The following is a 21,038-nucleotide window of genomic DNA, read 5'->3' as shown; positions in this document are numbered from 1 at the left end:
GGTTCGTATGTTGCGGAGCATGTCAGGAACCACGGAGCAACCCGCGCCCGCAGCCTCGCCACACGCGCTTCCTGACCCCGGCGTTGGGGTCCCGGCGATCTCGTGGCCCATTGTTGGCATCTTCTCCGGTGCCATCGCGGTCTTCGCTGTCTCCACGTGGGCGGCGCTGGCCGACAGGCTTCCCGCCCCGGCGACGGTCTTGCTCAGCGCGACCGCGATCTTCGTGTTGTTCACCGTGCTGCACGACGCCGCGCATTACTCGGTGAGCACCCACCGCTGGGTCGACGTGGCCTTCGGCCGGGTCGCCATGCTCTTCGTCTCGCCGCTGATCTCGTTCAAGTCGTTCGCGTTCATCCATATCGAGCACCACCGCAACACCAACGACGACGAGAACGACCCCGACCACTTCGTCAGCGGCGCGCCGTTGTGGCAGGTCCCCGTTCGGTTCGCGCTGATGGACGTGCCGTACCTGGCCCTTCTGGTGCGCAACGTGAGGCGCCGTCCCCGGGCAGAGGTGTTGGAGACCTCGTTCCTGCTGGTGATGAGTGTCGCCGTGATCGTCACCTCTGCGTTCACCGGACACCTGTGGACGCTGGCGGTTCTGTACCTGATCCCCGAGCGGGTCGCCATGTTCGTCCTGGCGTGGTGGTTCGACTGGTTGCCGCACCACGACCTTGAGGACACTCAGCAGGAGAACCGCTACCGCGCCACCCGCAACCGCGTCGGCTCTGAGTGGATCCTCACACCTCTGCTCCTCTCGCAGAACTACCACCTCGTCCACCACCTGCACCCCTCGATCCCGTTCCACCGCTACGTCGCAGCCTGGCGACGCAACGAGGAGGCCTACCTCGAGCGTGATGCCGCGATCGGCACCGTCTTCGGCCAGCAGCTCGACCCGAATGAGTACCGCGAGTGGAAGCGGCTGAACGGCAAACTGGCCCGGATCCTCCCAGTGCGGATGCCGAAGCGTTCCTCCGCCCGTGCCGCGGTGTTCCACCCGGTCCGGGTCGCCAGCGTCGACCGGTTGACCGATGACAGCGTGCTGATCCGCTTCGGGGTGCCCGTCGACCTGGGCGACCAGTTCTCCTTCGAGCCCGGTCAGCACGTCAGCGTCCGCACCGACCTCGGAGGCGAGGGCGTACGGCGCAACTACTCCATCTGCTCCTCGGCCACCTCCGACACGCTGGCGATCGCCGTCAAGCACATTCCTGGCGGGGCCTTCTCCACCTTCGCGATGGAGCAACTCCGGGCCGGCGACACCCTCGATCTGATGACACCGTCCGGTTCGTTCGGCACACCGCTCCACCCACTCGCCAGGAAGAACTACGTGGCGATTGCCGCTGGCAGCGGCATCACCCCAGTGCTCTCGATCCTGCAGACAGCACTTGTCGTCGAGACCGAAAGCTGCTTCACCCTGCTCTACGGCAACCGGGACGCGGACAGCACGATGTTCCGCGACGTGCTGGACGACCTCGAGGCGCGTTACGCCGACCGGCTCCGGATCATCCACGTGCGCTCGCGCGATCCGCGACACCCGGCACATCTTCGCGGTCGCGTCGACCGCCCGAAGCTCGAACAATGGCTCGGCTCCGACCTGGCCGCGGCCTCGGTGGACGAATGGTTCCTGTGTGGACCGGTCGAGATGGTGACCGACCTGCGCGGACTGCTCATCGAGCGCGGCGCCGAGCCGGACCGCGTCCACGTGGAGCTCTTCCACGGCTACCAGAAGCCCAAGGTCGCCGACGGCTTCGCCCCGGCGACGGTCGCGGTCAGCCTGCGCGGCCGTCAGCACGAGGTCTCGCTGTCAGCCGGCGACACCGTCCTCGAGTCCGCGCTGAAGGCCGGACTGGAGGCGCCCTACGCCTGCCTCGGCGGAGCCTGCGGCACCTGCAAGGCGAAGGTACTGCTGGGGTCGGTCGCGATGGAACAAAACTTCGCCCTACCGCCGGCCGTTGTGGAAGCCGGCTACGTGCTCACCTGCCAAGCCCACCCCATCACGCCGTCGGTCACCGTCGACTACGACACCTGAAATCATGCCGTCGAACACGACCTCGCCACCCGCACCCGCAGGTGCTGGCGACAAACCGCGGACTGGTCGGAGCACTCACGGACATGAAGACGAGCCCGCCAACCACTCCGACCAGGATGGCGTTCGCGGCCATAATCACGAATCTCCACAGTTCTCCGTCGTCGCCGATCGCGACAGGACATCGTCGGCCGGGCGTCTCTGGAGCTCGTGAAAGGGCCTCGAAGACCCCCGACATGCTGCTGAACGAGTTCGGGACCATCGGGCTGGAGAGCTATGTGGAGGCAATCTGTGCCGTTCCAGGATCGGGGTGTGAACGAGATCGTCTTCTGACGGGAAGCCACTGAACGAGGGTGTCCGGAGAACCCGGTACGGCGAATCGCCTCATTCGTCCTTGTGCCGTTCAGGGCTGGGGGGGCCGGGTCAGGGGGACAATGCGGCGGTCCCCGAAGGTGACCATCGCGTGCACCGGTGTGGTACTGGCGCGCATGAGCGCCGCGAGGCCGCGGCGGCCCTGCCGGCGGGCGAGTTCCGGCCCGAGGGTGATCATCAGGGCGGTGAGGGCCGGCATCGGACGCCCGAAGAGTGTGATCTCCCTGATCTGTGCCTTGTCGTCGAGCCGCAGCTATTGCGCCTCCTCGAACGGCTGGGTCCCTACCTGCGCCCGGTAGGCCAGCGCGTACGTGTCGCCCTGGCCGATCTGGGTGTGGAAGCGAATGTCCTCGATCGCGGTGAACGCCGAGTCCAGGAAGTCGCGTAGCTGGTCAGATCCCTCGAGGCGGAACTGCTCCGTGAGCGGCGAGCTGAGGACGATATCCGGGCTCAAGCAGGCGACGGCGGCGTCGGCGTCACCGTTTTCCGCGGCGGCGGACCAGCGCGCGACGGTCGCGGCGGCGGTGTTGGTGGTTTCTGGCATGAGCCTCTCCCGGTCTGAACGGAGTGCTGGGGTTCGGGGTAGGCGTGTGTTCAGCCGGCCAGTTGGTTGAGCTTGCGGATCTGACTGTCGAAGGCCCAGGCGGGAACGAAGCGGCGCAATGTGCTGGCGCGTCCGGCCAAGGTGCCCGCGGTGTAGCGCAGCTTCGGCTTCGGGTCCGTCGCCGCCGCGACGATCACCTTGGCGACGATGGCGGGGTCGTCGCCGTCCTTGATCGCCGCCGCCATCACGCGGCCGAAGGTCTGCCGCTGCTGTGCGTACACCTGCAGCGGCATGTCGGGCTGCGTGCTGTTGGCCTCGAATCCGGTCCTGGTGTAGGCAGGTTCGACGAGCAGTGCTCGGATGCCGTACTCCCGGACCTCGTGGTCCAGGGACTGGGAGTAGCCCTCGATCGCGTGTTTGGAGGCGCCGTAGACGGCCATGAAGGGCGCGGGGATGAATCCCTGTACGGACGAGAGGTTGATGATGCGCCCGCGTCCCCGGGCTCGCATGTGTGGCAGGACCTCCTTCACCATGCGCATGACTCCGAAGACGTTGATGTCGAAGACCGCTTGGGCCTGCGCGATGGAGCTTTCCTCGGCCGCGCCGATCGAGCCGATGCCGGCGTTGTTGACGAGGACGTCGATCCGCCCGAACCGCTCGATCATCTGCTGGACTGTGGCGGTGGCCGAGGTGTCGCTGGCCACGTCGAGGTCGAGGAACGTCACCCCTTCCAGCGGGGTGACGCGCGAGGTGTCGCGGCTGGTGCCGACCACGTCGTAACCCGCTTTGACCAGCGCGAGCGCGGCTTCCTTCCCGATGCCGGAGGACGCACCTGTCACGAGTGCCACCGGGCGAGCTGTCGTCATCATGAACTCCGGATCTCAAAGAAGAAGTGGTGTGTTGTGATTTCCTACCGACAGGTCGTAACGGTAGACCAGTGAGTTGGAAATCGCAACACACCGGGCTAACGTGAGGTGATGACCGATCCCGACCCACGCCCCAGCATCCGCATGGCCGAGCAACCCTTGGAGGTCCGTCCCTGCTCACTCGCAGGCGCTCTGGACGTCCTTGGCGAGCGGTGGTCGCTCCTGGCCCTGCGGGAGATCGGCTACGGCGTGCACCGCTTCGCCCGTATCGCCGGCTACACCGGGGTGTCCCGCGACATCCTCGCCGACCGACTCCGCAAGCTGGAGGCTGCCGGCGTCATCGAACGCCGGCCGTACAGCGAACACCCGCCCCGCCACGAATACCATTTCACCGAGGCCGGCCGGGAACTCTTCCCGGTCATGCTCGCTCTCTCCCAGTGGGGCGACAGGTGGGCGGTGGACACCCCGGCCCTCACCCGTCGGCACTCCTGCGGCCAGCCGCTCGAAGTCGACCTGCTCTGTCACCACTGTGGCCAGCCGGTAACCCGCGACACCATCCACGCCGAACCCGCCGACGCCTGACCGGCGGCAAAGTCGACAGGCGGTTACCACACGCCGGAGAACCCACGCCGAGCCCAGGCGGTAAACCCGGGTACACCCGCCCGTCACCCGTCACGCCGACTCGTTCCCTTCCGACCCATCGGGCTCGCCGCCGGAACGCAGCCGCGCATCGTCGGCGGTAGGGATGCGCCAGCGGCCCGGCTCAGTGAGGTGGGATGTTCTGGTTGAGGTGGAAGAGGTTGTCCGGGTCGTACTTTCGCTTCAGGTCCTGCAGTTTGTCGTACGTCGAGGCGCCGTACGCGGACCGGATCCGGTCCTCGCCCTCGTCGGTGAGGAAGTTGACGTAGGCGCCGGACTGGTGCGGTTCGATCGCCCGCCAGGAGTCCCGGACCCATTCGCGCTCCGCGGGGAATCCGTCCGGGCCCGTGGTCGCACCGACGAAGTTGAAGGTGTGGCCGCTCGATCGGTCGCCGAACGCCGTACTGTCCGCAGGCACCCGGGAGATCGCGCCACCGAGGTGGAAGATCGGGTACGACGTCAGCGGTGAGTTGATCGCCAGACCGCGCGCGGCGGCGATGTCGACGACCTCGTCGGACAGTTCGGCGACATCGCAGGCCCGCATGTAGTACCACCAGCCGTGCGGGAAGCTGGGGTCGAACATCGCCTGATGGGCCACGAACGGCTTCGGCAGGCAAAGATCCAGCAGCGGTGGTGCGAAGGCCTTCAGCGGCGCGATCACCTGCTCGCCGTCCTCGACCGCACCGGCGTAACAGGCGACAATCACGACGACGGGGCGGCCGTGGAACTCGGTCGGGATCGTCGGCAGGGCCGGAATCCATCGGTGGATCACCGCGGTGGTCAGCTCGTCCGGAATGTCGGTGATCCAGTCACGGTAGAAGCGCAGCAACTCCGCCGACCGCTCCATCGGCCACATCACCGGGCGGGCATAAACGATCGGCCCGACCGGATGCAGCCGGAACTCGAACTCAGTGACGATGCCGAAGTTCCCGCCGCCACCCCGGATCCCCCAGAACAGATCGGCGTTGGCGTCTTCGCTCGCGGTCACCAGCTCGCCCTCGGCGGTCACCACGTCGACCGAGATCAGGTTGTCGATGCTCAGCCCGTACTTGCGCATCAACCAGCCGATCCCGCCGCCCAACGTGAGACCGGCGAGACCGGTGTGGGTGACGATGCCGGACGGTGTGGCGAGCCCGAACGCCTGCGTCTCGCGATCGAGTTCCCCGAGCAGCACGCCGGCCTGAGCCCGCGCGGTACGTCGTACGGGGTCGACCCGGATGCCCTTCAGAAGCGCCAGGTCCAGCAGAACACCCCCGTCGCAGGTCGAGTGACCGGGGAAGCTGTGGCCGCCGCCGCGGACCGCCACCGGCCCACCGGTACGGCGGGCGAACGCGAGCGCGGACCGGATGTCGGCGACGCCGGTGCAGCGGGCGATCAGGCCCGGCCGACGATCGATCGACCCGTTCCAGACTCGGCGCAACTCGTCGTACGACGCATCGCCCGGGTGGACGAGATCGCCCCGAAAGTCCAGCGCGAGATCGTTGACTGCGTTCGTGTCCCAAGTGATGGTGCCCATGGCTGACCTCCCCCTCCCCCAGGTCCTCCCACTTCGACAGTGTGCGCCTGCGCACCAGGCCTGTCGAGGAGAGGACCTCAGAGCGCGAAGGTCGTGGTGTCTTCGTCGAAGGGACCCATCACGGTCAAGGCGGGGGCGCCGGCGTAGAGGTCGGCGGCCAGGGTGCGGACGTCGTCGAGGGTGACGGCGTCGATGCGGTGCAGCAGGGTGTCGACGGTGGGGAGTTCGCCGTACACGAGTTCGGCCTTGGCGATCCGGGTCATCTTGGCACCGGTGTCCTCCAGGCCCATCACCACCGAGCCACGCATCTGGCCCTTGCCGCGGAGCAGTTCGTCCGGGGTGATGTTGCCGCTGGCAATCGACTCCAGCTCGGTCCGGATCACGTCCAGCACCTCGGGAGCCTTCTTCGGCAGACAGCCCGCGTACACCCCGACCATGCCGGAGTCCGCGTACGCCGAGCCGAAGGTGAACACCGAGTACGCCAGCCCGCGCTTCTCCCGCACCTCCTGGAACAACCGGGACGACATGCCGCCACCGACGATCCCGTGCAACACACCGGCCACGAATCGGCGATTGTCACTCCGGACCAGTCCGGGCATGCCCAGCACCAGATGTGCCTGCTCGGCGTCCCGGTGATGCACCCGCACTCCCCCGTACGTCGGGACGCGGCGCCGCGAGCCTCGTCGTACCGGAGCCGGCTCCGCGTCAGTGCTGACCCAGTGCCGCTCGAATGCCTTGCGGACCAGGCGAACTACGTCGGAGTGCTCCACGTTGCCTGCCACCGAGACGACCATGTTCGCGGGCAGATAGCGACGGCGGTACCAGCCGGCCACCTGGCGACGGGTCAGGCCGGCCACCGACTCCGGCGTACCGGTGATCGAGCGGCCGAGTGGGGTCGGGCCCCAGAGTTGTTCGGCGAACAGGTCGTGGATGTGGTCCGACGTCTCGTCGGCGTGCATCGCGATCTCTTCGTCGATCACGTCCCGCTCGCTCTCGACGTCCTCCTCGGTCAGCGTGGCCGAGGTGATCATGTCGCAGATGACGTCCACCGCGAGCGGCAGGTCGGAGTCGAGCACCCGGGCGTAGTAGCAGGTGTACTCCTTGCCGGTGAACGCGTTCATCTCGCCACCGACCGCGTCCAGAGAGGCGGAGATCTCGAGTGCGTCGCGGCGCTCGGTGCCCTTGAACAGCAGGTGTTCGAGGAAATGCGTCGCACCGGACAGGTGGACCGGCTCGTCGCGGGAACCGACGCCGACCCAGACGCCGAAAGTGACCGAGCGGAAGCCCGGAACGGACTGGGTGAGCACACGAAGCCCGGAGGGAAGGACGGTCCGTTTCACCGGACCGCCCTGCTCCGGGCTCAGCAGTGTGCTGGTGATCGCTCGGGTCACTCGGCGGCTGCGGCCTCAGCCGTGTCGGCGTCGCCCTTTGCAGCGTCTTTTTCTTCACCCTCGACCACCGGGATCAGCGAGAGCTTGCCACGGTCGTCGATCTCGGCGATCTCGACCTGCAGCTTCTGGCCGACGGACAGGATGTCCTCGACCGCCTCGACCCGCTTGCCGCCGGCCAGCGGGCGCAGCTTCGAGATGTGCAGCAGGCCGTCCTTACCGGGCAGCAGGCTGATGAACGCACCGAAGTTGGTCGTCTTCACGACCGTGCCCAGGTAGCGCTCGCCCTTCTCCGGCATGGTCGGGTTCGCGATCGCGTTGATCGCGGCCCGGGCCGCCTCGGCCGAGGGACCGTCGGTGGCGCCGATGTAGACGGTGCCGTCGTCCTCGATCGAGATGTCGGCGCCGGTGTCCTCGGTGATCTGGTTGATCATCTTGCCCTTGGGCCCGATCACCTCGCCGATCTTGTCGACCGGCACCTTCACCGAGATCACCCGCGGCGCGAACTCGCTCATCTCACCAGGCGCGTCGATGGCCTTGGCCATCACGTCCAGGATGGTGAGCCGGGCGTCCCTGGCCTGGGTCAGCGCGCCCGCGAGCACGCTGGCCGGGATGCCGTCCAGCTTGGTGTCCAGCTGCAGAGCGGTGACGAAGTCCTTCGTACCGGCGACCTTGAAGTCCATGTCGCCGAACGCGTCCTCCGCGCCCAGGATGTCGGTCAGCGCGACGTACTCGGTCTCGCCGTCGACCTCACCGGAGATCAGACCCATCGCGATACCGGCGACCGGGGCCTTCAGCGGCACACCGGCGGACAGCAGCGAAAGGGTGGAGGCGCAGACCGAACCCATCGAGGTGGACCCGTTCGAGCCGAGCGCCTCGGACACCTGGCGCAGCGCGTACGGGAAGTCCTCGCGGGACGGCAGCACCGGCACCAGGGCCCGCTCGGCCAGCGCGCCGTGACCGATCTCGCGGCGCTTCGGCGAACCCACCCGGCCGGTCTCACCGGTCGAGTAGGGCGGGAAGTTGTAGTTGTGCATGTAGCGCTTGCGGGTCTCCGGCGACAGCGTGTCCAGCTGCTGCTCCATCCGGAGCATGTTCAGCGTGGTGACACCCATGATCTGGGTCTCGCCGCGCTCGAACAGAGCCGAGCCGTGCACCCGCGGGAGCACCTTGACCTGCGCCTTGAGCGGCCGGATGTCGGCCAGGCCGCGACCGTCGATGCGGACCTTGTCCTTGAGCACCCGCTGCCGGACCAGCTTCTTGGTCAGCGAACGGAAGGCTGCGGACAGCTCCTTCTCGCGACCCTCGAAGTCGGCGGCCAGCTTGTCCACCACGGCGGCCTTGACCGCGTCGGTGGCGTCCTCGCGCTCGTGCTTGCCGGCGATGGTCAGCGCCTGGGCCAGCTCCTCGGTCGCGGCGGCCTCGACCGCGGCGAACGCGTCGTCGGCGTAGTCCGGGAAGACCGGGAACTCGCCGGTCGGCTTCGCGGCCCGGGAGGCCAGGTCGGCCTGCGCCTCGACCAGCGCCTTGATGAACGCCTTGGAGGCCTCGAGGCCCTCGGCGACGATCTCCTCGGTCGGCGCCTGTACGCCGGACGCGACCTTCTCGAACGTGCCCGGAGTCGACTCGGCCTCGACCATCATGATCGCGACATCACCGGAGTCGGTCACCCGGCCGGCCACCACCATGTCGAAGACGGCGTCCTCGAGCTCGGTGTGGGTCGGGAACGCCACCCACTGGCCCTCGATCAGCGCGACGCGGACGCCGCCGATCGGACCGGAGAACGGCAGCCCGGCGAGCTGGGTGGACATCGACGCGGCGTTGATCGCGAGTACGTCGTACAGCTTGTCCGGGTTGAGCGCCAGGACGGTGATGACGACCTGGATCTCGTTCCGCAGACCGGACACGAACGACGGCCGCAGCGGGCGGTCGATCAGCCGGCAGGTCAGGATCGCCTCTTCCGAGGGACGACCCTCGCGGCGGAAGAACGAACCGGGGATGCGGCCCGCGGCGTACATCCGCTCCTCGACGTCAACCGTCAACGGGAAGAAGTCGAACTGGTCCTTGGGCTTCTTGCTGGCCGTGGTGGCCGACAGCACCATCGTGTCGCCGTCGAGGTACGCGGCGGCCGAACCGGCGGCCTGCTGGGCCAACCGGCCCGTCTCGAAGCGAATGGTGCGGGTGCCGAAGCTGCCGTTGTCGATCACGGCCTCGGCGAAATCTGCGCCCTCCATGGGCGTGCTGGTGGATCCCGACACGGGATACCCCTTTCTCACAGTCTCGTTGACTGTTCCACTGTCGACGACTGCGAGGCGCGAGCTTCCGGGGTGCCGGTCTTCGATCGAGGCCCGCGGGTGCTGTGGTGCCTGCACCCGAAAGCCACTACCGAGGACCGGTCGTCGGCCCGCAACGCGCTCCGCGTCGTCTCGTTTGTCGTGCTTTACGTGCTCTGTTCAGTTGTTCCGGTTCAGTTGTTCTTGCGAACCGGTGGATACGCTGAGGAGCGGCCACCCGGAGTTCGGGAGGCCGCTCCTCGCGACGTCATCGGCGAAGGCCGAGCCGCTCGATCAGGGACCGGTAGCGGTTGATGTCCTTCTTCGACAGGTAGTTCAGCAGCCGGCGGCGCTGACCGACCAGGAGAAGCAGACCACGACGGCTGTGGTGGTCGTGCTTGTGCTCCTTCAGGTGCTCGGTCAGGTGAGCGATCCGGTGTGTCAGGAGCGCCACCTGGACCTCGGGAGAACCAGTGTCACCCTCGGTCAGGGCGTACTCACCCATGATCTTCTTCTTCGTCGCAGCATCAACAGATGACACGGAGTTCCTCTCGATTTCCGTTGCGCGGCGCACCGGGGCATTTGTCACCCGGGCACTCTCGATCCGCGGCCGTTCAGACGGCAGCGCCAAGAGTATCAGCCTGTGGACAACCAGAGCTAATTCGTGACGCTGCGGGGTGTCGTCGAGGGATCACTCGGTCAGGATGCGGCGTGCCGCGTCTACGTCGGCCTTCATCTGGACGAGGAGTTCGTCGATGGTGTCGAAGCGGATCTGGGTGCCGCGGAGTCGGGCCACGAAGTCGACCGCGATCCGGGCTCCGTACAGCTCCAGGTCGTCGCGGTCCAGCACATACGACTCCACCCGGCGGTCGACGCCGTCGAAGGTGGGGTTGCTGCCCACACTGATGGCGGCTGGCAACGGTTCGCCGTACTGCGGGGCGCCGGGTGCGGGTTCCAGCACGGTCAGCCGGCCGGCGTAGACACCGTCCAGCGGGATGGCGGCCCCGGGATCCGCGGGGATGTTGGCCGTTGGGTACCCCAGCTCGCGGCCGCGCTTGTCGCCCTCGACGACGATCCCGGTGACTCGCAACGGCCGGCCGAGGATCGTGGCGGCGCCCTCGACGTCACCGGCCGCGATGAGTTCGCGGACCAAGGTCGACGACCAAGGTTGCGCATCGCCCTGCAGGGCAAGGCCTTCCACCTGGAATCCGGCCGCTGCGCCGGCCTCGACCAAGGTGTCCACATGGCCGGCGGCTTTGTGGCCGAAGCGGAAATTCTCGCCGACTACAACGGCCTTGGCGTGCAGCGTGCCGACGAGGACTCGGTCGATGAACTCCTGCGGCGACCAGTTCGAGACGTCCTTGTCGAACGGGAGGATCAGTACCGCGTCCGCGCCCGCTTGACCGAGCAGCTCGGCGCGTTCCTCCGGCGCGGTGATGGGTGCCGGTGCCCGGTCCGGACGGAGTACGGCCATCGGGTGTGGGTCGAAGGTGAGCGCGACCACCGGCAGCCCGCCCAGCTCGGCGGCCCGGGCGCGGGCGTGGGCCAGTACCTCCTGGTGACCGCGGTGGACGCCGTCGAAGTTGCCGATGGTGACGACCGAGGGGCCGAAATCGGGGCCCACCTCGGTCAAACCGTGCCAGACACGCATGGGAGCAGGATTCCATGTCTCCGGTCGGGCCGTTGCATCAGGTCCACGATCACCCCTTGTAATCGGTTGGTGACACAACTCAGGGTGAGGCCGCGCAACTTCGCCCATGGGAGGTCCTGTGAAGCTGCATCGCGTTGTCGCGGCACTCATCGCGTCGGCTTTGGTCGGCCTGCTGTCGGTCGCGAGCACCGCTACCGCGCCGGCTGCCGTCGAGACCGCGCCCGCCACGGGATCGGCATACGAGAGTGCATGGGGATCGACGTACGGGACTGCCTCGGGACCGGCGTACGGGATGTACGTCGCGTTGGGCGACTCGTACTCCTCCGCGCCGCTGGTGCCGTTGCCCGAGCTGCTGTCGCTGGGGTGTGTCCGGTCGACGAGCAACTATCCGAAGCTGCTCGCGGGGCTGCTCCGGGTGTCGCGGTTCACCGATGTGAGCTGTGGTGGCGCGGATACGACCAACATGACTCAGCCGCAGAGCACGCCGCTCGGAGTGTTCCCGCCGCAGTTCAGCGCGCTGACGCCGGACACCGATCTGGTGACGGTCGGGATCGGCGGGAACGACTTCGGGGTGTTCGGCCGGATCATCGAGACCTGTCCGGCGGTGCGGGCGGAGGACCCCACCGGTGCGCCGTGCAAGAAGAAGTTCACGGTGGACGGGGTCGACACGTTGAAGGCCGACATCGCGAAGACCCGGATGCGGATCGCGGAAGTTGCCCAGGGCATCAAGCAGCGGGCACCCTCCGCGACGGTCGTACTGATCGGCTACCCGAAGATCGCGCCTGCGCAAGGGACTTGTCCGGCGATCCTGCCGTTCGCGGACGGCGATTACGCGTATCTCTACTCGATCGAGCAGGAGCTGAACCTGGCGATCGAGACGGCTGCCGAGGCGGCGGGTGTGCTCTACCTGGACACGTTCGGACCGTCGACCGGGCACGATGCCTGCGCTCCGGACGGTCAGGCGTGGATCCAGGGGAAGGACATCAATCTGCTGCGGGCGTTGAGCTATCACCCGCGGTTCGAGGGCCAGGCCGGGGTGGCGGCGCTGACCTTCAAGAAGCTGACCGGTCTGCCGGAGACGATCTCCGCTGCTGAGCAGATCGGCTTCGCCCGGCAGGGTCGCGAGCTGAGCCGGCAGGCTGTCAAGGCCAATCTCCCCCAGGCCTACGAGGCCTCCATGGACCGCCTACGGACCAGCGCGCAACGCTGACCCTTTCCAACCCGTACGGCGGACGCCGGGCCGGCCCACTTCACGCGTGGGCCGGCCCGGTGCTTTTCAGGCCAGGGCGTCGGTCAGCTCGGTCAGCGCCTGTCCGAGCGGCAGGCTCACCCGATGCGTTGCGTACGGGTCGCCTCGGGTCAGGCCCTGATTGACGATCAGGATCGGTTTACCGGCCTTCGCCGCGTGCCGGACGAAGCGGAAGCCGGACATGACGGTCAGGGACGAGCCCAGGACCAGGACGGCGTTGCTGTCCTCGATCAGGCGGTAGCAGCGTTCGACCCGTGACTTGGGGACGTTCTCGCCGAAGAAGACCACGTCGGGCTTGAGGATCCCGTCCTCACACGAACTGCAGTCGACCAGCCGGAAGCCGGTCACCGCGTCCTCCGCCAGCTCGACGTCGCCGTCCGGGTTGATCCGCGTCGCCTCCGCGGCGAACACCGGGTTGGCTTTGCGCAGCCGCCGATCCAGCTCTTCGCGGGCCGAGGTGCGGCGGCAGACCAGGCAGATCACCCGATCCAGGTTGCCGTGGAGTTCGATCACGTCGCGGGCGCCGGCGGCCTGGTGGAGACCGTCGACGTTCTGTGTGATCACGCCGCTCAGGTAGCCGTGGGCCTGGAGTACGGCGACCGCGTGGTGCCCGTCGTTCGGGTTGGCGCGGGCGATCGTGCGCCAGCCGAGATGGCTGCGTGCCCAGTACCGTCGCCGCCCGGATTCGCTCCCCACGAAATCGCCGTACGTCATCGGCGTGTGGGTCCGCAGGCTGCCGGTCTCGCCGCGGTAGTCCGGGATCCCCGACTCGGTCGAGATCCCCGCCCCGCTGAGCACCACCACTCCCCCACCGGCAACCACGTCGGCCACCGGCCCCACATCCGTCGTACCAGGCTCAAGCGCAAGCACCTCAGGACCCGGAGTCCAACTCAACGTAGGCCGCGAACGCACCCCTCCAGCGTACGGCCCACCCGCCCGGCAAGCGCGAACAAGACCTCGGACCGTCAACCCCGCCCACGCCGTGACCACCTGCCGCGAGCCATGAAACCGGCCGGACCGTGACCACAAGCCGCGAACCGCGAACAGCGCCTTCGCCGTGATCATCTGCCGTGAACCTTGAAACCGGCCGGACCACGACTACCAGCCGTGAACCGCGAACACCGCCTTCGCCGTGACCATCTGCCGTGAACACCGACCGGACCATGACCACCGCCTGGGACCCGTGAACACCAGCGTGGACCGTGAGCACCGGCTGCACCTTCGCCACGGGCCGGGCTGTGAACAAGAAGTGGGGACCGTGAACAAGAAAGCGGGAGCTAGCCAGCTTGGGCCGTGCCTTGTTGACGGTCCCCACTTTCTTGTTCACGGTCCCCACTTCTTGTTCACGGTCCCCACTTCTTGTTCACGGTCCCTACTTCTTGTTCACGGTCCCGAATTCTTGGTTCACGGGTCGATGCGGGGTGGGCCTGCGGTGAGGCGGCGTTCAGCTTGTTCGCGGACGACTATCGGGTCGAGGGAAGACCAGTCGGCGTCGATCCACCAGGTGGCGCCGGCGTCTGCCCAGGGCCTGACCTGCTCGGCCGCGTTCGGGTCGTCGGCCGAGGTGGTGCCTTCGGTGGCGATTTCGTAGCCGTCCATGGTCAGGCCGTGGGCGGCACGTTCCCGGCGGATCCACTCGACGCCCTCGGCCAGCAACTCCGGCGTCAGCTCCCCAGGCGACTCGCTCGTCTGCTCCCCCGCTTGCCCACCCGTCGACTCGCCCACCTGCGCACCGCTCGACTCGCCCACCTGCGCGCCCAGAGACGCGCCCGGCTGCTCCCCCGTCGGCTCGCCGTGCGACTCACCTGTCTGCTGGCGTGGTGCCGTGATCGGCGCGTAGTGCGGCAGCCAGCCGTCCTGTAGTGCGGCGCGGCGCATGGATTTCGTCCGCGGCCAGGCTCCCACCACCCAGGTCGGGATGCGCGGCTGCTGGACCGGGGGCGGTGGCGCGGGTGGTACGAGGGACTCGAGCTTCCGGGAGCGGTAATGCTTGCCGTCGAAGGCGAACGGCTGGTCGCGCCAGAGGTGCTGCAGCATCTCCAGGGACTCGTCCATCAGTTCGGCGCGGACCTTGCGACCCGGGTCGTCCTCGAAGATCCAGAACCGGTCCTCACCGGTGACGCCGAGACCGACGGACAGGATCACCCGGCCGTTGCTGAGGTTGTCGACGGTCGAGGCTTGGCCGGCCACGTCCCACGGTTTTCGGCGCGGCAGCGGGGTCAGCATCGTGCCAAGCCTGATCCGCTCGGTCGTCATCGCGGCCGCGGCCAGCATCGCCCACGCGTCGATCCCCCAGATCGACTCCCAGACGAAGAACCCGTCCCAGCCGTGCTCCTCAGCCAGCGCCGCCAACTCAGCCGCCGCCCGCGCATCCCCATACGCCATCACGAACCCGTACTTCATGCCCCGCACCCTAATCACCGCCACCGACAAAATCCGCCCGCCGCGGAACCGCCCGGCCACGCCGAATCTCGTGGACCAACCTCCGAGATGCATCGTTGCCCATCCAGAATCCGAGGGGGCGGCCACTCACCCGGGAGGCTAGCCCACGAGATGCGCGGCCGGGCCCGGCGAGTGGGCCGGGCGGAGTGGGCTGGGCGAAGTGGGCCGGGCGAAGTGGGCCGGGCCGCGCGAAGCCGCCTTGGGCACCCACCAGTCAGGCGGTGGGGTGAAACGTGGCTGGCCGGTGCCCAAGGTCGCCTGCGGCGCGTCGGCCGGCGAGCCTATCCGAGCGCGGCCGCGGGCTGGGTCAGGTGCGCTGGCAGATGGTCCGGGGAGGGTTTTCGCGGTGACCGGGGAGGGGAATTGGCTCGGAACGGGCTCGGAACGGGCAGAAATCCGCCCCAAACGCCGCCGCCGGACCGGGCGGAGGGGACCGGGCCGGGTGGGCTGGGGTCAGGTGCGCTGGCGGGTGCTCCGGGGAGAGTTTCGCGGTGACCGGGGCGGGGAAATGGCTCGGAACGGGCAGAAACCCGCCCCAAACGCCGCCGCCGGACCGGGCGGAGGGGGCCCGACCGGGCTCGGTGGGCGGACTGGGTGGGGCGGGGGGTGGTGAGTGGTGGGGGTGGGCGGTGTGGTGGGGCTAGGTGACGAAGACGGCGGTGGGTTTGGCTAGGGGGCCGTGGGGTTCGTAGAGGGCCAGGAAGGTGCCGTCGGGGGCGAACATGGCGGTCTGGCCGGCGGGGAGTTTGAGGCCGGGCAAGGGGCGGCCGGTGCGGATGGCGGCGGACTGGTCCGCGTCGGCGTCGTACCGCGGGAAGGTGTCCGCGGCGACGTCGGCGATGGGGAGCCAGGTGAAGTCGTCCGCGAACTCCTCCAGGGTGTGCGCCGACTTGATGTCGAAGGTGCCGACACGGGTACGGCGGAGCATGGTGAGGTGACCGCCGACGCCGAGTTCGGCGCCGAGATCGCGAGCCAGCGCACGGATGTACGTGCCGCTCGAACAGTCGACCGAGATGTCGACCTCGATCCCGGCCGCCGGGGTCGCGGCCGGGTGCGCGTGGGCCTCGGCCGGGCGCGGGCGTACGTCGGTGATTTCGTAGCGGGAGACTGTGACGCTGCGGGCTTTGAGGGCTACCTCTTCGCCGGCGCGGACGCGTTCGTACGCACGACGGCCGTTGACCTTGATCGCGGAGACCTTGGACGGGACCTGGGAGATCTCGCCCCGGAATCCGGCCACGGCCGCCTCGATCGCCTCGGCCGTGATCCCGGCGATCGCGTCGGCCGGCGCCACGTCGAGGATGTCGCCCTCGGCGTCGTCGGTGGACGTGGTCGCGCCGAGCAGGATCGTCGCGTCGTACGACTTGTCGGCCAGTTGGAGGTGGCCGAGCAGCCGGGTCGCCCGGTTCAGGCCGACCACCAGTACGCCGGTGGCCATCGGATCGAGTGTGCCCGCATGACCGACCTTCCGGGTGCCCGCGAGCTTGCGGATCCGGGCCACCACCGTGTGCGAGGTCAGCCCGGCCGGCTTGTCGACGATGACGATGCCATCAGCAACCACCACCCCACCCCGCGCCAACTCCGGCCTCGTCCCCTCCGCCTGCGTCACCTCGGCCGCAGCCACGTCCGCCCCAGCCACCTCGGCCCCAGCCACGTCCGCCCCCGTCACCTCGGCCCCAGTCACGTCGGCCCCAGTCGCCTCTGGCCGTTCCGCCTCCGGCCGTTCCGCCTCCGGCCGGTCCGCGCCGAGGTCCGCGCCGTTCTGGTTACTCGTCGTCGGGGTCATCGTCCTCGCGGTGCTTGTACGGGTCGGCCTCGCCGGCCGGTTTGGCGCCGGCGGCGGTCTTGGCGACCTCCGCGTCGGCCTGCCGGGCCTTGGTCAGCAGGTCCTCGATGTGGCCGGCGGTCTCCGGGACGGCGTCCAGGAAGAACGCCACACTCGGGCTGTGCCGCAGGCCGAGCGCCTTGCCGACCTCGCTGCGGATCAGTCCGCGGGCCGACTCCAGCGCCGCCGCCGTGGACGCGCGGGACTGCTCGTCGCCGTACACCGTGTAGAAGACGCTGGCCTCGCGCAGATCACCGGTCAGCCGGGCGTCGGTCACCGTGACGAAGCCCAGCCGCGGATCCTTGACCCGGCGCTCCAGCAGTTCCGCGACCAGGACCTGGATCCGGTCGGCCAGCTGCTTCGCCCTTGCTTCACCCATCCGGGCTCACTCCCTCGTTCCTTGCCTCTTCATGCGTAACGTCCGGAGTGACGGTTCAGCTCCGCCACTCCGGACGTTACTCCGCGTGCCGTACGCCGGTGAGCAGGTGTCCCACTCACCGGCCTGAGGCGCCGATCAGCTGCGCGGCTTCTCGCGCAACTCGAACGCCTCGACGACGTCGCCGATCTTGATGTCGTTGTAGCCGTTGAGGGTCAGACCACACTCGAAGCCCTCGCGGACCTCGGACGCGTCGTCCTTGAACCTCTTCAGCGACGACAACTCGGTGTTGTCCACCACCACCGCACCGTCCCGGATCAACCGGACCTTGGCGTTGCGGCGGATCAGGCCACTGGTCACCCAGCAACCGGCGATGTTGCCGACCTTCGAGGACTTGAAGATCTCCCGGATCTCCGCCTGGCCCAGCGTGACCTCTTCGTAGATCGGCTTGAGCATGCCCTTCAGGGCCGCCTCGATGTCGTCGATCGCCGAGTAGATGACCGAGTAGTACCGGACATCCACGCCCTCGCGCTCGGCCAGGTCACCGGCCTTGCCCGCCGGCCGCACGTTGAAGCCGATGATGACGGCGTTCGACGCGATGGCCAGGTTGACGTCGTTCTCGTTGATCGCACCGACACCACGGTCGATGACCCGGAGGTTGACCTCGTCGCCGACCTCGATCCGGACCAGCGCGTCTTCCAGCGCCTCGACCGAACCGGACACGTCGCCCTTGAGGATGAGCAGCAGTTCCTGGGTCTCGCCCTTCTCCATCGAGGCCATGAAGTCCTCGAGGGTCCGGCGCGCGCGCCGCTTGGCGTTGGCCGCCGCACGAGCGCGGGCTTCCCGCTTCTCGGCGATCTGCCGGGCCATCCGGTCGTCGTCGACCACCAGGAACTTGTCGCCCGCTCCCGGTACCGCGGTCAGACCGAGGACCAGCACCGGACGCGACGGGGTCGCCTCTTCGACAGCGTCGCCGTGCTCGTCGAGCATGGCCCGGACCCGGCCGTACGCCGGTCCCGCCACCATCGAGTCGCCGACCCGCAGCGTGCCGCGCTGCACCAGCACGGTCGCCACCGGACCACGGCCCTTGTCCAGGTTCGCCTCGATCGCGATGCCCTGGGCCGGCATGTTCGGGTTGGCCCGCAGGTCGAGTGCCGCGTCCGCGGTCAGTACGACGCCCTCGAGCAGCCCGTCGATGTTGATCCGGGACTTCGCCGAGACGTCGACGAACATCGTGTCGCCGCCGTACTCCTCCGGCACCAGGCCGTACTCGGTCAGCTGACCGCGCACCTTGGCCGGGTCCGCGCTCGGCACGTCGATCTTGTTCACCGCGACCACGATCGGGACGTTCGCCGCCCGGGCGTGGTTCAGCGCCTCGATCGTCTGCGGCATCACGCCGTCGTCGGCCGCGACCACCAGGATGACGATGTCGGTGGCCTGCGCACCACGGGCCCGCATGGCGGTGAACGCCTCGTGACCCGGGGTGTCGACGAAGGTGATGGCCCGCTGCTCGCCGTCCACCTCGGTGGTCACTTGGTACGCACCGATGTGCTGGGTGATGCCACCGGCTTCCTTGGCCACGACGTTGGCTTCCCGGACCGCGTCCAGCAGCTTCGTCTTACCGTGGTCGACGTGACCCATCACGGTCACCACCGGCGGCCGCTTGACCAGGTCGCCCTCGCCGCCCTCGTCCGACCCGAAGTCGATGTCGAACGACTGCAGCAGCTCGCGGTCCTCGTCCTCCGGGGACACGATCTGGACGTCGTACTCCAGCTCGGTGGCGAGCAGCTGCAAGGTCTCCTCGTTCACCGACTGGGTCGCGGTGACCATCTCGCCCAGGTGGAACAGCACCTGCACCAGCGACGCCGGATCCGCGCCGACCTTCTCGGCGAAGTCCGTCAGGGACGCGCCGCGAGCCAGCCGGACGACCTCGCCGTTACCGTGCTTGACCCGTACGCCGCCGACGGCCGGAGCCTGCATGTTGTCGAATTCCTGGCGCTTGGCCCGCTTCGACTTGCGGCCACGGCGAGCCGGGCCACCCGGACGACCGAAAGCACCCTGGGTGCCACCACGGCCCCGGTTGCCCGGACCTGGACGACCGCCACCGCCACCACCGGGAGGGCCGCTCGGGCCACCACCGGCGCCACCGGGACGGAAACCGCCACCGCCGCCTCCGCCACCACCGCGCGGACCGGCACCCGGTCCACCCGTACCACCGCCGCCACCTGGACGACCGCGGCCACCGCCGCCTCCGCCACCACCGGCGCCACCGCCGGGGCCGGACGGACGACCGGTGAACGTGCCGGCCGAGGACTTCGGCATCATCGCCGGGTTCGGCCGCGGCGCGCCGGGCACGCCGCCCTGACGCGGCCGGTCGGAACGCTCACCGCCACGGGCCTGCGGCGGCCGCGGCGACATCCCGGACGGGCTGGCGCCCGCCGGAGCGGACGAGCCCGGACCCGGGCGCGCGCCACCGCGCTGCATGCCCTGAGTGGAGCTGAACGGGTTGTTACCCGGACGCGGGGCGCCCGGACGGGGACCCCCGGACCGCGAATCACCGGAACCACCCGGACGCTGGCCACCACCCGGACGGGGCGCACCCGGACGCGGGCTGCTGCCCGGCCGCGCGGACCCACCCGGTGCGCCGGGACGCGGCGCCGGCCTGGCCGGACCATCTGCCGCGGGACGCTGCTGTGCCGGGGTAGCACCCGGCTTGGCGGGCGCCGGCGTGGCCTTGGCGGCCGGAGCTTCCACCGAGTCGGCGCGAGCGGCCGGAGCCTCGAACGCCGGCTGAGCGACAGTGCCGGAACCGGCAGAGTCGCCCGGACGAGCCGGAGCGGGGGTCTCCGTGCGCGGGCCGGGCTTGGGACCAGGCCGCGGGCCCGGACGGGCGCCGCCGGACGGTGCCGAACCGGTGCCACGCGCGGGCGTTTCCCCGGCGGTGTCAGGCACCGAGACAGCGGGGCCGCTCGGAGCGGCCGGCGCCTCGACGGGCGCCTCGGCCCGCGGGGCAGGCGACTCGGCCCGGGCGGCCGGCGCTTCGACGGCAGGAGCGGGGCGCTCGGCCGGAGCTGGGCGCTCGGCCGGAGCTGCGGGGGCAGGAGCCTTCCGCACGGCGGGCTCCGCCGGGGTGACCGGTGCGGTCGCCTGCGGCGCAGCGGAGGTACTTGCGGCGGCCTTCTTGGCCGCGCGCTTCTTCGGCGGGTTCTTCTCGAACTCTTCCGCCAACCTACGGACTACGGGTGCCTCGATCGTCGAGGACGCCGATCGGACGAACTCTCCCATGTCGTTCAGCCTGGTCAGTACGACCTTGCTGGTAACTCCGAGCTCTTTCGCGAGCTCGTAGACCCGGACCTTTGCCACTACTCTCCCTCTGGTCCGAGCCTGGGCGCGGACCGTTAGTTGACGTACATGCTCATCGCATTGCACTCATCGTTCGACACTCATCGAGTGGTCATGAGTCGATGACCCGCCTTCATGTCGTCGCGACGATCCTTCGACCGCTGCGGGCGGCCGGGTGGCCGCACTTTCCTTACCAATTGCACTGCTGCGCTGCTCGGCCCCGGATCCTTCGATCCAGTTCCGCACGGCGGCCGCATCGAGCGGCCCCTGGACCTTGAAGGCCCGTGGGAACGCCTTGCGCCGCTCGGCGAGGTCGAGACACTCGGTCACCGGGTGCAGATGCGCCCCACGGCCGGGTGCCCGATGCTCGGGATCCGGGAGGACCTGCCTCTCGGAAACCGTCATCCGCAGCAAGCCGGACGGACTGTCCCGCTTCCGGCACCCTATGCAGGTACGCTCCCGGACCTTCCCGGGGCGCGCGTCCACCGTCACTGTCAGGTGATCCTCAGGGTGTGGTTGCGACTCAGTCGAC

General features: G+C 68.9%; 16 protein-coding genes. 3 read left to right on the top strand and 13 right to left on the bottom strand.

What is annotated here, in order from left to right:
* Positions 1-19: 19 nt before the first annotated feature.
* Positions 20-2,029, top strand: coding sequence for a fatty acid desaturase (locus tag EV643_RS12495; RefSeq protein ID WP_133800192.1), 2,010 nt, complete (start codon positions 20-22; stop codon positions 2,027-2,029).
* Between the two features lie 622 nt (positions 2,030-2,651).
* Here the strand turns inward: EV643_RS12495 and EV643_RS12490 are convergent.
* Positions 2,652-2,942, bottom strand: coding sequence for a nuclear transport factor 2 family protein (locus EV643_RS12490; RefSeq protein ID WP_133800191.1), 291 nt, complete (start codon positions 2,940-2,942; stop codon positions 2,652-2,654).
* A 50-nt stretch (positions 2,943-2,992) separates the two neighbouring features.
* The gene (locus EV643_RS12485; RefSeq protein WP_166665428.1) at positions 2,993-3,808 is read right to left on the bottom strand and encodes an oxidoreductase; all 816 of its coding nucleotides are present in this window, start codon (positions 3,806-3,808) and stop codon (positions 2,993-2,995) included.
* A 111-nt stretch (positions 3,809-3,919) separates the two neighbouring features.
* On the opposite strand from EV643_RS12485, the gene EV643_RS12480 reads away from it, so the two are divergent.
* Complete coding sequence (locus EV643_RS12480; RefSeq protein ID WP_238165540.1) at positions 3,920-4,390, top strand: winged helix-turn-helix transcriptional regulator; 471 nt, start codon at positions 3,920-3,922, stop codon at positions 4,388-4,390.
* 181 nt (positions 4,391-4,571) lie between these two features.
* Here EV643_RS12480 and EV643_RS12475 read toward each other — a convergent pair whose 3' ends face one another.
* The 5 genes from EV643_RS12475 to EV643_RS12455 all read right to left on the bottom strand — a co-directional run bounded on the left by EV643_RS12475 (position 4,572) and on the right by EV643_RS12455 (position 11,275).
* Positions 4,572-5,963 (bottom strand): FAD-binding oxidoreductase, encoded by a 1,392-nt coding sequence (locus EV643_RS12475; RefSeq protein WP_133800189.1) that lies wholly within the window; start codon positions 5,961-5,963, stop codon positions 4,572-4,574.
* Positions 5,964-6,040: 77 nt separating this feature from the next.
* Positions 6,041-7,303 (bottom strand): M16 family metallopeptidase, encoded by a 1,263-nt coding sequence (locus EV643_RS12470; protein ID WP_238165539.1) that lies wholly within the window; start codon positions 7,301-7,303, stop codon positions 6,041-6,043.
* Positions 7,304-7,350: 47 nt separating this feature from the next.
* Positions 7,351-9,585, bottom strand: a complete 2,235-nt coding sequence (locus EV643_RS12465) for a polyribonucleotide nucleotidyltransferase (RefSeq protein ID WP_133800187.1) — start codon at positions 9,583-9,585, stop codon at positions 7,351-7,353.
* 307 nt (positions 9,586-9,892) lie between these two features.
* Positions 9,893-10,165 (bottom strand): 30S ribosomal protein S15, encoded by a 273-nt coding sequence (gene rpsO, locus EV643_RS12460; RefSeq protein ID WP_133800186.1) that lies wholly within the window; start codon positions 10,163-10,165, stop codon positions 9,893-9,895.
* Between the two features lie 150 nt (positions 10,166-10,315).
* Positions 10,316-11,275, bottom strand: a complete 960-nt coding sequence (locus EV643_RS12455) for a bifunctional riboflavin kinase/FAD synthetase (protein ID WP_133800185.1) — start codon at positions 11,273-11,275, stop codon at positions 10,316-10,318.
* Positions 11,276-11,393: 118 nt separating this feature from the next.
* On the opposite strand from EV643_RS12455, the gene EV643_RS12450 reads away from it, so the two are divergent.
* Complete coding sequence (locus EV643_RS12450) at positions 11,394-12,485, top strand: SGNH/GDSL hydrolase family protein (protein ID WP_238165538.1); 1,092 nt, start codon at positions 11,394-11,396, stop codon at positions 12,483-12,485.
* 66 nt (positions 12,486-12,551) lie between these two features.
* Here EV643_RS12450 and EV643_RS12445 read toward each other — a convergent pair whose 3' ends face one another.
* The 6 genes from EV643_RS12445 to EV643_RS12420 form a co-directional block, all read right to left on the bottom strand.
* On the bottom strand, positions 12,552-13,436 hold the full coding sequence (locus EV643_RS12445) for an NAD-dependent protein deacetylase (protein WP_133800183.1): 885 nt from the start codon (positions 13,434-13,436) through the stop codon (positions 12,552-12,554).
* A gap of 492 nt (positions 13,437-13,928) precedes the next feature.
* A complete protein-coding gene (locus EV643_RS45565) occupies positions 13,929-14,927 on the bottom strand; it encodes an LLM class flavin-dependent oxidoreductase (RefSeq protein ID WP_238165537.1) in 999 nt (332 codons plus the stop codon).
* 679 nt (positions 14,928-15,606) lie between these two features.
* The gene (truB, locus tag EV643_RS12435; RefSeq protein ID WP_238165536.1) at positions 15,607-16,749 is read right to left on the bottom strand and encodes a tRNA pseudouridine(55) synthase TruB; all 1,143 of its coding nucleotides are present in this window, start codon (positions 16,747-16,749) and stop codon (positions 15,607-15,609) included.
* The gene (gene rbfA, locus EV643_RS12430; RefSeq protein WP_133800182.1) at positions 16,730-17,167 is read right to left on the bottom strand and encodes a 30S ribosome-binding factor RbfA; all 438 of its coding nucleotides are present in this window, start codon (positions 17,165-17,167) and stop codon (positions 16,730-16,732) included. The genes truB and rbfA overlap by 20 nt, the downstream gene beginning before the upstream one ends.
* Before the next feature lie 135 nt (positions 17,168-17,302).
* Positions 17,303-20,527, bottom strand: a complete 3,225-nt coding sequence (infB, locus tag EV643_RS12425; protein WP_133800181.1) for a translation initiation factor IF-2 — start codon at positions 20,525-20,527, stop codon at positions 17,303-17,305.
* 66 nt (positions 20,528-20,593) lie between these two features.
* Positions 20,594-20,992, bottom strand: a complete 399-nt coding sequence (locus EV643_RS12420) for a YlxR family protein (protein WP_255512966.1) — start codon at positions 20,990-20,992, stop codon at positions 20,594-20,596.
* Between the last annotated feature and the right edge of the window lie 46 nt (positions 20,993-21,038).

The sequence above is a fragment of the Kribbella caucasensis genome (genome assembly GCF_004361855.1).
Lineage (GTDB): Bacteria > Actinomycetota > Actinomycetes > Propionibacteriales > Kribbellaceae > Kribbella > Kribbella caucasensis.
This window is presented reverse-complemented; position numbering and strand designations above follow the sequence as displayed.

Coding starts and splice junctions, on each gene's coding strand:
- EV643_RS12495 (WP_133800192.1), top strand. CDS start 20: ATGTCAGGAACCACGGAGCAACCCGCGCCCGCAGCCTCGCCACACGCG.
- truB (WP_238165536.1), bottom strand. CDS start 16,749: ATGACCCCGACGACGAGTAACCAGAACGGCGCGGACCTCGGCGCGGAC.
- EV643_RS45565 (WP_238165537.1), bottom strand. CDS start 14,927: ATGAAGTACGGGTTCGTGATGGCGTATGGGGATGCGCGGGCGGCGGCT.
- EV643_RS12475 (WP_133800189.1), bottom strand. CDS start 5,963: ATGGGCACCATCACTTGGGACACGAACGCAGTCAACGATCTCGCGCTG.
- rbfA (WP_133800182.1), bottom strand. CDS start 17,167: ATGGGTGAAGCAAGGGCGAAGCAGCTGGCCGACCGGATCCAGGTCCTG.
- EV643_RS12465 (WP_133800187.1), bottom strand. CDS start 9,585: ATGGAGGGCGCAGATTTCGCCGAGGCCGTGATCGACAACGGCAGCTTC.
- EV643_RS12485 (WP_166665428.1), bottom strand. CDS start 3,808: ATGACGACAGCTCGCCCGGTGGCACTCGTGACAGGTGCGTCCTCCGGC.
- EV643_RS12490 (WP_133800191.1), bottom strand. CDS start 2,942: ATGCCAGAAACCACCAACACCGCCGCCGCGACCGTCGCGCGCTGGTCC.
- EV643_RS12455 (WP_133800185.1), bottom strand. CDS start 11,275: ATGCGTGTCTGGCACGGTTTGACCGAGGTGGGCCCCGATTTCGGCCCC.
- EV643_RS12480 (WP_238165540.1), top strand. CDS start 3,920: ATGACCGATCCCGACCCACGCCCCAGCATCCGCATGGCCGAGCAACCC.